The organism is Amphritea sp. GJ51-11, from assembly GCF_055808735.1.
Genome location: NZ_CM147881.1, coordinates 3,174,953 through 3,188,226, shown reverse-complemented (window position 1 = coordinate 3,188,226; position 13,274 = coordinate 3,174,953). Strand labels below are relative to the sequence as shown.

Below are 13,274 nucleotides of genomic sequence, written 5' to 3'. Positions count from 1 at the left end.
CTCGCCATTCTAAAGCAGCTTTTTTAACTTAGCTATCTTGTCGTTTGCGCAGTCGATATGCCAGCGCTGGACGGGTTAAGCCTAGCTTACGGGCTGCCTTTGACACATTGCCGTTGGCCTGAGCCATTGCTTCGTCTATTAGTTGTTGCTCTAATTCTTCTAGACTGAAGTTGTCGACGAGCAGTTGCTCAGCCGTTTGTGGGTCAGGCTGCTGATCCGATTGTGGCGAGTCTTCTTTATGTAATGAAACCCGGCCATTAATGATGTTGAGTGGGTGGGAGGGCTCAGATAACGAGGGGAATAAGCTTTCAAAACCAATGACATGATTACTTTCCGCCAGAATGACACCCCGTTCAATCATATTTTCTAGCTCGCGGATATTACCCGGCCATTTATATTGGGTGAGCCCCTGAAGGGCTTTGTCTGAAACGCCGGTAATTTTTTTGTTATACAGAGCGCAGTATTTTTTAAGAAAGTGCTCGATCAGTAGGGGGATGTCCTCCGTTCGATCGCGCAGTGGCGGAATATGTATTGGGTAGACATTGAGGCGATAGAAGAGGTCGGCTCGAAAGCGCCCTTCCTGTACCGCTAACTCTAGATCTTCATTAGCGGCAGCCACCACTCTGACATCAATGCGGCGGGTGTGGGTATCTCCCACTCGCTCAAATTCTGACTCTTGTAATACCCGTAATAGGGAGGCCTGCGCTCGAGGCGATAGTTCGATTACTTCATCGAGAAAAATGGTGCCTCGATGAGCCCGTTCAAACTTTCCCTCTCTGGATTGGCTTGCACCGGTATAGGCGCCTTTTTCAACGCCAAATAATTCAGCTTCGATTAGATCGGGTGGAATACAGGCGCAATTGACCGCAATAAAGGGTTGGCTGGCTCGATCACTTGAGCCGTGTAGGCTACGAGCGACAATCTCTTTTCCCACCCCTGTTTCTCCTTGAAGTAACACACTCACTTTGCTTTTTGAAGCCTTCTTGATTAGGTGGCAGACATTCTTAAATGCTGCAGAGTGTCCTACGCTGTTAAACAGTATATCTTCTTCGCTTTCTGAGCTGCGAACCTGATTTTTCAGGGTGCTTACCTCATCCTGCAGCGCTAGCAACTGCTCGATAATGGGATCGGGTAATAGGTATTTTTGCACCTCATCAGCATCGTCCCACTCCTCTGCGGGTCGGCCCTCAATATGGCAGTGATGGGCACCGGTGGCTGCACATTGGGTTTCTTTGATAACAATTTGGCGGCCCATATAGAAACTTGAAAAGCCACTGGCATAGCCGATGAGTGTCCAACAAACAGGAACATCAGAGTTGCCGAAATTGGAAAGGTGGGTTTCCACCTCATAAGAGTTGAACCAGTCAAACTCTGCATGGAAATGGCCGCTATCGGAGTCGAAATCTAGCGAATTAGGTTTTACTTTTACCATGCCTTTAATGGCATGAAGCTGCGGGCCAACCATAAAGGCCTCTTCAGCGCTCATATCCGGGCGGACTTTTTTGGCCAGCTCCGCATCTCGCCAGCCGGTATGGTAACCAAAACGCATTAGGAACCCTTTAGCGCGCTCAACCCCCATTGTTTGGATTAATTCATTACGCAGTAGGCCCATGACGGATGAGTGAATAAGCAGCATACGTTGCTCATCGAGCCAGATCTTACCCTCTTCAGTTTCAAAGCGAATCTGTTTGAGCAGGTCTTGCGGGTTTGGAAGTACAAGGCTTTGTTCGGTCATATTTTTTGCACATGGTCATTATAGTTATTTTTAGATAGCCGGTGGCCACTCTTTTATTGTGGCGCTATTTCTAAAAAAACAACACCCTAAATTTTCGGTGTGCGTTGTTCTTCGCTAGCGGCGGAGAAAAATTTAACTTTTTCATTAACTTTTAACCATTTGGTTGGTTTGAACAAGTGGGAAATGGGCGCGTCAACAATCTACTGTATTTGATGGGAATAGATAAATAATTCAATTATTTCAAGGGATTGCGGTTTTTTTTGTTGTTTTTTTCTGTCTGGCATAGCGCTTGCTCTATCTGTTTTGAGTAATTTAAGTTTCAAGGAGCACAGATGGTGACAACACAACGAGACGATCAGGGGGGCAACGATTGTTTAGATAGCCACACTGGGGAAAAGCTAATCCGCTATGTTCGGGTGCGAAGCCCGGAGCATGCACGCTTTGTGGAGTTTGATTTTGCTATCGGTGATCCCGCGTTATTTGTTGAGTTGATTATGCCTCAAAAGGTATTTGATCAGTTCTGTCAGACCAATAACGTGGTCTTTATGACCCAAGCGCAGCAGGACGCTGTCGATATTGAGATGAAGAAGTGGCGCTACGGTGAAGCGACATTGATGGCTCGTAACCGCTGATACTTATGCGGATGTTTTGAAAATAACAATAATGATCCAAAGAATGGGATAAAAACCAATGACCATTGAGATTAAAACTGCAATGCTGGAGCCCGTGCGCCATACCTTTGCGCATATCGAACGTCGTTTTGGCGACAAACCAGCAACCCGCTATCAAGAAGCCACCTATGACGTGGCGTCCGAACGTAACTTTCACTATAAGCCATTGTGGCAGCCCGAATATGAGTTGAATGATGTCACACGTACCGCGATTGTGATGCAGGATTGGTATGCCTTTAAAGACCCTCGCCAATTTTATTACGGCTCTTATGTTCAAGCCCGCGCCAAACAGCAAGAAGTGGCGGAGAGTAATTACAGTTTCTTTGAAAAACGTGATCTGGCTCGTCTTATCCCTGAAGCGATTCAGCAGAAGGTTATCCGCTTGTTAGTGCCTCTTCGTCATGTCGAGCAGGCGGCGAATTTGAACAATATGTATGGCAACTCCTTCGCCAGTGGAACCGCTATCTCTCAAGCGCTGCTATTTAACGGTATGGATCGTCTGGGGAATGCACAGTACCTGTCTCGTATCGGTCTAATTCTGGATGGTAACTCTGGTGATGCGCTGGTGGAGGCTAAAGGCTTCTGGATGAGTGATGCCGTGTGGCAGGGCATGCGCGCTTATTGTGAGGCGAATATCTGCGTCAAAGATTGGTTTGAGTCGTTTGTCGCCCAAGATGTGGTCCTCGATGGCTTGATCTATGAGCTTGTCTATCTGCAGTTTGATCAATGGCTAGCGGATAACGGCGGACAGGATTTCAGCATGTTGACCGAATTTATTCAAAATTGGAATAAAGAGACGAACCGCTGGGTGGATGCGGTGGTGAAGATTGCCGCCGCGGAATCGACCGCTAATCAGCAGCACTTAGAACTCTGGATTACCGCTTGGAAAGAGAAAGCGCTTAAGGCATTGCAACCGTTGGCACAAGAGATGATCGATGATCAGGCGCTCAATGTGGCAGAAGGCGCGCTGCTTAAACGCTTAAATAAAGCGGGTTTGTTCCAATAAACCGCCTATAAAAATAACAAGGTTAATACCATGTCAAAAGTATATATCGTGCTGCAGGACAATGATGAGTCCCGCTATATTGTCGAAGCCATAGAAGAAAGTAATCCCGATGCCACCATTATCCATCAACCAGCCATGATTCGTATTGAGCGGGAGGCGCGGTTGGTGATTGAACGTGAAGTGGTAGAAGAAAAAATGGGTCGGGATTGGGATGTGCAAGAGCTACACCTCAATCTAATCACTTTAGGCGGCAACGTCGATGAAGATGATGATCAGTTCGCGCTCGAGTGGAAACAGTAAGGGGGAAACATTATGGCTGCTAAAAAACTAACTATAAAAGATAAGTATCGCTTACTAACCCGTGACCTTGATTGGGAGTTTTCCTACGAAGACCGACAAGAGGCGTTTCCCTATGAGGCGTTTGAAGGAATAAAAATTACTGATTGGGATAAGTGGGAAGATCCGTTCCGCTTAACAATGGATGCGTACTGGAAATATCAGGCTGAGAAAGAAAAGAAACTCTATGCCATTCTGGACGCCTTCTCACAGAATAATGGTCACCTCAATGTCACAGATGCCCGTTATGTCAACGCAATTAAACTGTTCCTGACCGGTATTTCGCCGCAGGAATATCAGGCATCCGAGGGTTTTGCCCACGTGGGACGTCAATTAAGTGGTGTGGGTGCCAGAGTTGCTTGTCAGATGCAGGCACTGGATGAGTTACGTCATGTGCAGACCCAGATTCATGCGATGAGCCACTACAATAAATATTTTGATGGTTTCCAAGAATTCAGCCATATGCAGGATCGGGTATGGTATCTGTCGGTACCTCGATCGTTCTTTCATGATGCGCGTTCGGGTGGGCCGTTTGAGTTTATGTTGGCGATCGGCTTTTCCTTTGAATATGTGTTAACCAATTTACTATTTGTGCCCTTTATGTCGGGTGCTGCCCATAACGGTGATATGGCGACGGTAACGTTTGGCTTTTCGGCTCAATCGGATGAGGCTCGGCATATGACGCTGGGGTTGGAAGTGATTAAATTCCTGCTGGAACAGCATGAAGATAATCTGCCGATTGTGCAAAAGTGGCTGGATAAGTGGTTTTGGCGTGGCACTCGTTTGTTAAGCCTAGTGGCGATGATGATGGACTATATGTTGCCTAATAAGGTGATGTCGTGGAAGGAAGCCTGGGAGGTGTATTTTGAAGACGCCGGTGGCGCGCTGTTTAAGGATCTGGCCCGCTATGGCATTCGGATGCCGAAATATGCCGATGTGATTGAAAAAGAGAAACATCATGTTTCGCATCAGACGTGGTGGACATTCTATAGCTACGGCCATGCCGCTGGTTTCCATACTTGGATTCCATCGGATGAGGAACTCGATTGGTTGTCAGAGCAGTACCCCGACACCTTTGATAAATACTACCGCCCGCTGTGGGAGATGGCGAAAGAGAAGGAAGCTAAGGGCGAACGTTTTTATACCTCAGGATTACCACAGCTTTGTCAGGTGTGTCAGATCCCTATGTTATTTACCGATATGGAGAATCCAAACCAAAACTCGATGCGTGAGACGGTCTACGAGGGAGAACGCTATCATTTCTGCTCTGATGGTTGTTGTGACATCTTTAACGATGAGCCGGAAAAATATGTGCAGGCATGGTTACCCGTACATCAGATTTTTCAAGGCAACTGTGGCGGCCCAGATGTTGGCGATATTCTGAAGGATTATTACAAGATGAATGTCGGCCACGACAATATGGATATAAAAGGTTCGCCGGATGAGGTGCGTTGGAATAAATGGAAAGGCGTCGCGTAAGCCTCCAATAATAACAATAACAACGGATATGGCACGGCCATATCCGTAGCAGAAGAGGATATAACAATGCCAATTTTTTCATTGAATCCTGGTTATACAGGTGAAACACGAGACCGGGTTGAGAACTTTCATGGCAATCAGCTGGTTTATTTGTCGTGGGATGAACATCGGATGTTTTGTTCGGCCAAAACGTGTTTGCTGTCGCCGACTATGACATTTGGTGAACTGATCGAGAGCACTCTGCCCGAGGCGTTTGGACAGCATCCCGAATTCAGTCAGATCAACTGGAACAGCGTTGAGTGGTTGCTCGATGGCGAGTCGTTTAAACCGCAGTTAGAGGTCAGTCTTGAGGCGCAGGGCGTGGGGCATAAATCGTTGATACGTTTTAAGACCCCTGAACTGTTGGGTTATAAAAACGCCGGTGTTTAAATGCCGCCAGATTAAGGTAGGGCCGACGTTATTTGTCGTGGTCCTATAGCAAGGTGAAATTATGAGTTATGAAATAACCGTTGAACCAACCGGTGATGTCATTGAAGTTGAAGAGGGGCAGACGATTCTGGATGCCGCCTTGCGGCAAGGTGTCTGGTTGCCTTTTGCTTGTGGTCATGGCACCTGTGCAACCTGCAAGGTGCAGGTGTTGGAAGGGGAAAGCGATCTTGGTAATGCTTCGCCGTTTGCGCTGATGGATATGGAACGGGAAGAGGGTAAAGTCCTCGTTTGTTGCTGTATGCCTGAATCCGATATGGTGATTGAGGCGGATATTGACGTGGATGATGACTTCGCTGGTCATCCAGTGTTGGATTTTGTCGCGACGGTGATCGATATTAGGGATCTATCTCCGACGATTAAAGGGATCTTTTTTGAACTAGATAAACCGATGGCGTTTCAGGCGGGCCAGTATATTAATGTGAATATTCCTGGAGTGGAGGGGAGTCGAGCATTTTCGATTGCTAATAAACCCTCTGATGCCACTTGCTTAGAGTTGCATGTGCGGCGGGTGCCGGATGGTGTAGGCACGGCGTATCTCCATGAGCAATTGACGGTGGGGGATACGTTGGATGTGAGTGGACCCTATGGCCAGTTTTTTGTGCGTAAATCCGATCAACAAGGGGTGATCTTTATTGCCGGTGGTTCAGGGCTTTCTAGTCCGCAATCAATGATTCTTGATCTGTTAGAAGAGGGGGACCGTCGTCCGATTACGTTGTTGCAGGGCGCGCGCAATGTAGGGGAACTCTATAACCGTCACTTGTTTGAACAATTGGCAAAAGAGTTTGCCAATTTTACCTATGTGCCAGCCTTAAATGCTCCGCAAGCGGAGGATAACTGGCAGGGCTTTACCGGCTATGTCCATGAAGCGGCACAGGCCCACTTTAATGGCCGCTTTGATGGTAATAAAGCGTATCTGTGCGGCCCGCCACCGATGATCGATGCGGCTATTACCACCTTAATGCAGGGACGCTTATTCGAGCGGGATATCCATATGGAGCGGTTTGTAACTGCTGCAGATGGCGCAGAAGAGCAAAATCGATCCGCATTGTTTAAGCGCATCTAGTGGCTCTAAAAGGCAGATTGTCGGCATTGTTCCAGTGGTCTGAAATGAGAGAGCCGTCTTGTGTGGCTTTAATGAAGGTAGCTGATCAAGCCATCGGCAAAGGCCTTCACCTTGGCTGAAAGGTGTTGGCGGTGCGGATAGATAATATTTACCGGTATCTGTTTGTGGCAGAGGTCTGCCAATACCGGGACGAGTTCCCCGGTTTGTAGCATCCCATTGACGGCAAAGTCCGGGCAGTAAGCGATCACCGTGCCGCTGCGGGCCATATTCGCGGCGGCGAGGGCGCTGTTAACGCGGACCACAAATGTTGGACGGACTTCAATTAACCCGTCGTCCGTTTGAAAGCGCCAACTGGCACCTGCTCGATGGTTGCTATCAAAGACGCACGGCAGCTTGTTCAGCTGTGTTAGCTGATGCGGCGTGCCGTAGCGTTTTAAATAGTCAGGACTGGCACAGAGCATCATCTGTAAAGATCCGGCGGAGCGGGCGATAAGGTTGGAGTCGTCCATCTGACCAATACGAATGCCTAGGTCAAAGCCTTCAGCGATCAGGTCCGTAAAGCGATCATTCAGCACTAACTCAATGGTTAATTCCGGATTGTCTGTGAGTATCTGCGCGATATAGGGCATCAACACAAGTTCGCCGAAGGTGGTGGGGGCGGCAATTCGTAGGCGTCCGACTAATGTGCGATTTTGATGCTGCAGCTCGGCTTCTAGCGTGGCGATATCATCTATTATTTTCTTCGCCTGTTCATAGTAGCTCTGGCCTTCGGGGGTCAGCTTCATGCTGCGGGTCGAACGGGTAATCAGGCGAACTTTAAGCCACTCTTCTAATTGCGATACGTGAGTACTCAGCAGCGCTTTGGTTTTACCTAGTTGTCGTGCAGCGGCGGTAAAGCTGCCTTGTTCAGCCACCGCAATATAGGAGGTCATCAGGTTGAGCTTATCCATAACTGTTAAATATATCCGAACAATAAGTATAGTGAATGGATTATTGTTTATTTTTCCTCTGTGGTCAAAAATCACCTTATCCATTACATAGTTTTGCTTAAGGAACAGATAGAGATGAATACACAACAGGAATACGCAACCACCTTGCTTCGCATCGCACTGGGCGTGATGTATCTGGCTCATGGTTTGCTCAAGCTATTGGTGTTCTCACCCGAGGGCACCGCCGGCTATTTTGCCTCTTTAGGTGTACCCGCCTTTATGGGGCCGTTGACCATGGCGATCGAAATTGCCGGTGGCACTGCATTGGTGTTAGGTGTTTATGCTCGCTGGATCGCGTTGGCCTTGGTGCCGGTATTACTCGGTTCTATTGTGTTGGTACACGGGGCAAACGGTTGGGGCTTTGGTAATCAAGGTGGTGGTTGGGAATATCCTGCTTTTCTCATCATTGCTTCACTGGTACAGGGCTTATTAGGCAATGGTCGTTGGGTGTTGTTTGATGAACACAAAGCGGCTCAACGGTCTTTGAAAGCGGCGGTTTAAATACTCTGGTTTATGGCGAGGCCCCGATTTATGGGGTCTATTCCAAGGAGGACGAGTGATGTTAGTTAACGGCAAATGGCAAAAGAAATGGGATCCGGTACAGAGTAAAGATGCTCAAGGGCGGTTTGTACGCCAGAGTAGTGCTTTTAGAGCTGCCCCAGCGCTGCGCGCGTGATGACTGCGGTTGATGATGTCGAGGCGTTAGGGTTGAAGTTGTATGTGGCGTATATCTGCCCTTGGGCGACTCGCACACTGATTGCGCGATCACTATTGGGTTTGGATCACTATATCCCGATCAGTGTGGTTGAACCCGTATTGAGCGATAGCGGGTGGCAGTTTGGAGACTTTCCCGGTAGTACGCCGGTAGCGGAGGAAACCATCACCTATATTCATCAGCTGTATACCACTACTGATCCCGCATATAGCGGGCGGGCCACAGTGCCGGTGCTCTGGGATGCGGGCGCCGGTGCGATTATGAATAATGAGTCGGCCGATATTCTACGGATTTTCAACCATGACCTGCGGCCGTTACACCGTTCTGAGATCGATCTATTACCGGTTGCGCAGGCTTCTCAGATTGATCAATTTAATCAGGGGATCTATGAAAGCTTAAATAATGGTGTCTATAAGGCGGGGTTCGCTTCGTCGCAGCAGGCCTATGAAGAGGCGTATACTGGGGTGTTTGCAACCCTAGATCGTTTAGAACAGCACTTTAGTGAGCATCAGTTTGCCGTGGGTGAGCAGCTGACAGAGAGTGATATTCGGCTGTTTGTGACCTTGGTACGTTTCGATCCGGTCTATTTTAGTTTATTTAAAACCAACCGGCAGCGCATCGGCGATTATTCCGCTTTATCGGCTTATTTAGAGCGTTTATTACAGATCGATGCCTTTAGTCAAAATACTCGAATTGATCATATTAAGTCGGGTTACTATTCGATCAAGGCTTTAAACCCACAGGGTTTTGTCCCCGCTGGGCCTCAGCTTAGCTGGTATCGTTATTTACAGGATCGCTAACAATGTCTACAGCACCGGTTATGTTTATTAGTCATGGCTCGCCAATGTGGGCATTAGACCCCGGCGAAGCAGGCGCGCAGCTGATGCAGCTGACTGCGCAATTTGAACAGCTTAACGCCGTGGTCATTATCTCTCCTCATTGGATAACCGCTGAGGCCGAAGTGACCACGTCGTCGCAGCCTGACACCATTCATGATTTTGGTGGCTTTCCGGCGGCTCTGTATCAACTGCAATACCCGGCTCCCGGTAGCGCGGCGATTGCGGGCCAAGTGGCTGACTGCCTAGGTGGTGCGGGTATCAAGGTATCCCTTAATCACCAGCGTGGTTTGGATCACGGCGCTTGGGTGCCGCTGCGGTTTTTATTGCCGCAGGCGGATATTCCAGTGATTCAATTATCTCTGCCTGCGAGCTTATCACCGCTGCAGTTGGTGGCTTTGGGTGAGTCATTAGCACCCTTACGAGAACAGAATATTGCCGTGATTGCTTCGGGCAGCATCACCCATAATCTGCGCGATATTGTGCGACATGAAGATGCACCGCCTGCGGACTATGTGGTGCGCTTTCAAGCATGGGTTCGGCAGCAGGTGAGTGAGCGGCAGATTTCGGCGCTCTGTCAGCCGCAGCTTGAAACGGAAACGTTTGCTAGAGCTCATCCGTCAGCCGATCATTATCTACCGCTGCTGATTGCCATGGGGGCTAGTTGTGTAACCGACCGTTTAACCCTGTTGCAAAGCCCTATTTTATATAGTGCGCTATCAATGGAATCCTACCTCTGGCAATAACATTGTTTGATGTTAATCCTCTCTCAAAAGCCTGACTCTGTTCAGGCTTTTTTGATGCTTATGAGAAGCGTCAATTTCATCGGTTTAGGTTTAATCGCCGATTTAATCGTGACCGAATCCTGTTATTGGCTTGTTCAGCCGCTGTGATCTATTGGACATGAGGTGATGTTCAATTGCTTAAATGATCACTCGTTTTGGCTGGTATTGATCATTTGATGACTTGTTGCAGTATCAATGACTTCGTTATTTTCTGATGTGAATGATAAATGTATTTATAAACAATGACTTAGGTTGTTTTGTTTGATGCTGGCTCAGTGCTTGCTATGTTTATAGTGGTACAACCGAATGAACCGAGTGGAGATGCTTATGGCTGACTCGCTTATGCATCAGATCCATGTTGTTAATCGTGATCAATGTTTCAGTTGTCGGGAGGATCAAGCCTTATTGATAGGAATGGAGCGTCGCAATGCTGCTGCTATTAATATTGGTTGTCGAGGCGGGGGCTGTGGTGTCTGCAAAATCCGTATTCTCAGCGGAGAGTATGAGACCAAGCGGATGAGTAAAGTCCATGTGTCAGAGGAAGAGCTGCAGCAGGGGTTTGTTCTTGCTTGTCGAGTTTTCCCGAGAACCGATCTAGAAATTGAATCTGATCATTGTAAAGCGGCTGATAAGGTCACAGAGAACGACCGTTAGCTAAATAATAAAAGTTGATAAGAAGTGCAGAGGAAAATATGAGAAAAGGTGTAATGCGTCCCGGTCATGTGCAGATACGGGTACTGGATATTGAAGAAGCGCTGAAACATTACCGTGACCTGTTAGGTTTGATCGAAGTTGAGCGGGACACTCAAGGACGTGTTTACCTGAAAGCTTGGACCGAAATTGATAAGTTCTCGGTTGTTCTGCGTGAAGCAGATCATCCAGGTATGGACCTGATGGGCTTCAAAGTGCTTAACAACGAGGTGCTTGAACAGCTAGAGGCCGATCTGGTCGCTTATGGTTGTGAAGTGGAGCATATCGCCGCAGGTGAGTTAAATGGCTGCGGTCGCCGTATCCGTTTTGTAGCGCCAACTGGCCACCATTTTGAGCTATTTGCCGAGAAAGAGCAGCCCGGTAAATGGGGGGTTTCGAAGGTTAATCCTGAGGCTTGGCCGCGCGACTTGAAAGGGATGAAAGCCACCCGCTTTGATCACTGTTTGCTGTATGGGCCTAATATCGAGGAGACCTATGCGTTGTTTCGTGATGTATTGGGCTTTGATCTGGCTGAACAGGTGGTCGATCCCGAACAAAATCGCGTTGCCGTTTTCCTCACCGTCGGCATGAAAGCTCACGATGTTGCTTTTATTGATTGTCCAGAGCCGGATAAATTCCACCACGCCTCTTTCTACCTAGAAACTTGGGAATCAGTGTTACGCGCGGCTGATCTGATCTCAATGACCGAAACCCCTATCGATATTGGTCCGACTCGTCACGGTTTGACTCACGGTCAGACTATTTATTTCTTTGATCCATCGGGTAATCGTAATGAGGTGTTCTGTGGTGGTGATTATCACTATCCCGATCATGAGGCGGTCACCTGGAAAGCTGAAGATCTGGGTAAGGCGATTTTCTACCATGACCGAGTGCTGAATGAGCGCTTCCTGAGTGTATTAACCTGATTAGCAGCGCTGCTCGGCTGGTGGCCGGGCAGCTTGATTTGTTAGCTATTGTTATCTTCACCGAGGCTTAAGAATGAAACAATTTAAGAACTTTATTAATGGCGAATTTGTTACCAGCGCCAGCGGTAAAACCTTTGAAAATCGTAACCCGGTGGATAACAGTCTACTGGGTCAAGTACATGAAGCGGGTGAGCCTGAAGTGGCTGCCGCAGTGGCGGCGGCCAAAGCCGCAATGAAAGGCCCTTGGGGCAAAATGACCCAAGCCCAGCGAATTACCTTGCTAGACAAAGTGGCTGATCGCATCAATGAGCGTTTCGATGAGTTTCTGGATGCCGAGTGTAAAGACACCGGTAAACCCCACAAAATCGCTTCTCATATTGATATTCCCCGGGGGGCGGCAAATTTTAAAGCGTTCTCCGAAACCTTAGCAAACCATCCCACCGAAGCTTATAAACTGGATACACCGGATGGCCGTGGTGCGCTTAACTATGGCCACCGTTCTCCTAAAGGGGTGATTGCAGTCATCAGCCCATGGAACCTGCCGTTGTTGTTGATGACCTGGAAGGTCGGTCCAGCATTGGCCTGTGGTAATACCGTGGTGGTAAAACCGTCGGAAGAAACACCCGCAACGGCAACATTACTCGGCGAAGTAATGAACGAATGCGGCGTGCCGAAAGGCGTTTATAACGTGGTGCACGGCTTTGGCCCTGATTCTGCGGGCGCGTTCTTGACCGCTCACCCGGATGTTAACGCGATCACCTTTACCGGCGAAACCCGTACCGGCGAAACCATTATGCGAGCCGCTTCCGTTGGGCTGCGTAATATTTCCTTGGAGTGTGGCGGTAAGAATCCCGGTATTGTGTTTGCCGACTGTGATATAGAGAAAGCAATTGAGGGCACCATGCGTTCGGCTTTTGTGAACTGCGGTCAGGTCTGTTTGGGTACCGAGCGAATCTATGTTGAACGGCCTATTTTTGATGAGTTTGTGCAGCGTTTAAAAGCGGGTGTCGAGCAACTTAAGCTGGGTGTGCCGGAAGATCCTAACGTGGATTTTGGTCCCCTGGTCAGTCAAGAGCATAAAGAGAAAGTATTGTCTTATTACCGCCTTGCGGTGGAAGAGGGTGCCACGGTTGTTACCGGAGGCGGTGTACCAGAGATGGGTGCTGAACTGAATGCGGGAGCTTGGGTTGAACCTACTATTTGGACCGGCCTTGCGGATGACGCCCGGGTTGTCAAAGAGGAAATTTTTGGCCCTTGCTGCCATATCCGTCCATTCGATACGGAAGACGAAGTCATTGAACTAGCGAATGATACTAAATACGGTTTGTCGGCAGCGATCTGGACCGAGAATTCATCCCGTGCCTCCCGTGTGGCAGAAGCGATGGATGTGGGAATTGCTTGGGTTAACAGTTGGTTCCTAAGAGATCTGCGCACTGCTTTTGGGGGTGCTAAAGAGTCGGGGATTGGTCGTGAAGGCGGTGTTCACGGGCTGGAATTTTATACCGAACTGAAAAACGTCTGCATCAAGCTGTAACTGTCTGACTACAAGAGAAT

At 48.4% G+C, this 13,274-nt stretch carries 14 protein-coding genes; 12 read left to right on the top strand and 2 right to left on the bottom strand.

Translation table 11 applies throughout. The features are described 5' to 3' along the window. Positions 1-28 precede the first annotated feature (28 nt). Complete coding sequence (locus AC0L4K_RS14250) at positions 29-1,735, bottom strand: sigma 54-interacting transcriptional regulator (protein WP_417227511.1); 1,707 nt, start codon at positions 1,733-1,735, stop codon at positions 29-31. Positions 1,736-2,067: 332 nt separating this feature from the next. Between AC0L4K_RS14250 and AC0L4K_RS14245 the strand changes: the two genes are divergently transcribed. The 6 genes from AC0L4K_RS14245 (at position 2,068) to AC0L4K_RS14220 (ending at position 6,779) form a co-directional block, all read left to right on the top strand. Then, a complete protein-coding gene (locus AC0L4K_RS14245) occupies positions 2,068-2,367 on the top strand; it encodes a phenol hydroxylase subunit (protein WP_417227509.1) in 300 nt (99 codons plus the stop codon). A gap of 58 nt (positions 2,368-2,425) precedes the next feature. Continuing rightward, the gene (locus AC0L4K_RS14240) at positions 2,426-3,412 is read left to right on the top strand and encodes an aromatic/alkene monooxygenase hydroxylase subunit beta (RefSeq protein ID WP_417227507.1); all 987 of its coding nucleotides are present in this window, start codon (positions 2,426-2,428) and stop codon (positions 3,410-3,412) included. Between the two features lie 30 nt (positions 3,413-3,442). Next, positions 3,443-3,712 (top strand): MmoB/DmpM family protein, encoded by a 270-nt coding sequence (locus AC0L4K_RS14235; protein WP_473266795.1) that lies wholly within the window; start codon positions 3,443-3,445, stop codon positions 3,710-3,712. Between the two features lie 12 nt (positions 3,713-3,724). Further along, positions 3,725-5,227, top strand: coding sequence for an aromatic/alkene/methane monooxygenase hydroxylase/oxygenase subunit alpha (locus tag AC0L4K_RS14230; RefSeq protein WP_417227504.1), 1,503 nt, complete (start codon positions 3,725-3,727; stop codon positions 5,225-5,227). 66 nt (positions 5,228-5,293) lie between these two features. Then, the gene (locus AC0L4K_RS14225; RefSeq protein WP_417227502.1) at positions 5,294-5,656 is read left to right on the top strand and encodes a phenol hydroxylase subunit P4; all 363 of its coding nucleotides are present in this window, start codon (positions 5,294-5,296) and stop codon (positions 5,654-5,656) included. Positions 5,657-5,717: 61 nt separating this feature from the next. Further along, positions 5,718-6,779 carry an NADH:ubiquinone reductase (Na(+)-transporting) subunit F gene (locus AC0L4K_RS14220; protein WP_417227500.1) on the top strand — a complete coding sequence of 354 codons (1,062 nt, stop codon included), beginning with the start codon at positions 5,718-5,720 and terminating at the stop codon, positions 6,777-6,779. A 68-nt stretch (positions 6,780-6,847) separates the two neighbouring features. Here AC0L4K_RS14220 and AC0L4K_RS14215 read toward each other — a convergent pair whose 3' ends face one another. Next, positions 6,848-7,729 carry a LysR family transcriptional regulator gene (locus tag AC0L4K_RS14215; RefSeq protein ID WP_417227498.1) on the bottom strand — a complete coding sequence of 294 codons (882 nt, stop codon included), beginning with the start codon at positions 7,727-7,729 and terminating at the stop codon, positions 6,848-6,850. 114 nt (positions 7,730-7,843) lie between these two features. Between AC0L4K_RS14215 and AC0L4K_RS14210 the strand changes: the two genes are divergently transcribed. From AC0L4K_RS14210 to AC0L4K_RS14185, 6 genes are all read left to right on the top strand, one after another. Then, the gene (locus AC0L4K_RS14210; RefSeq protein ID WP_417227496.1) at positions 7,844-8,269 is read left to right on the top strand and encodes a DoxX family protein; all 426 of its coding nucleotides are present in this window, start codon (positions 7,844-7,846) and stop codon (positions 8,267-8,269) included. Positions 8,270-8,443: 174 nt separating this feature from the next. Beyond that, a complete protein-coding gene (locus AC0L4K_RS14205) occupies positions 8,444-9,283 on the top strand; it encodes a glutathione S-transferase family protein (protein WP_473266793.1) in 840 nt (279 codons plus the stop codon). Between the two features lie 2 nt (positions 9,284-9,285). Further along, positions 9,286-10,065: a DODA-type extradiol aromatic ring-opening family dioxygenase gene (locus tag AC0L4K_RS14200; protein WP_473266791.1), complete on the top strand. Its 780-nt coding sequence runs from the start codon at positions 9,286-9,288 to the stop codon at positions 10,063-10,065. 366 nt (positions 10,066-10,431) lie between these two features. Continuing rightward, positions 10,432-10,758, top strand: a complete 327-nt coding sequence (locus tag AC0L4K_RS14195; protein ID WP_417227493.1) for a 2Fe-2S iron-sulfur cluster-binding protein — start codon at positions 10,432-10,434, stop codon at positions 10,756-10,758. A gap of 38 nt (positions 10,759-10,796) precedes the next feature. Next, the gene (locus tag AC0L4K_RS14190) at positions 10,797-11,720 is read left to right on the top strand and encodes a catechol 2,3-dioxygenase (RefSeq protein WP_473266790.1); all 924 of its coding nucleotides are present in this window, start codon (positions 10,797-10,799) and stop codon (positions 11,718-11,720) included. 73 nt (positions 11,721-11,793) lie between these two features. Beyond that, complete coding sequence (locus tag AC0L4K_RS14185) at positions 11,794-13,254, top strand: 2-hydroxymuconic semialdehyde dehydrogenase (protein WP_473266788.1); 1,461 nt, start codon at positions 11,794-11,796, stop codon at positions 13,252-13,254. The last annotated feature ends 20 nt before the right edge of the window (positions 13,255-13,274 follow it).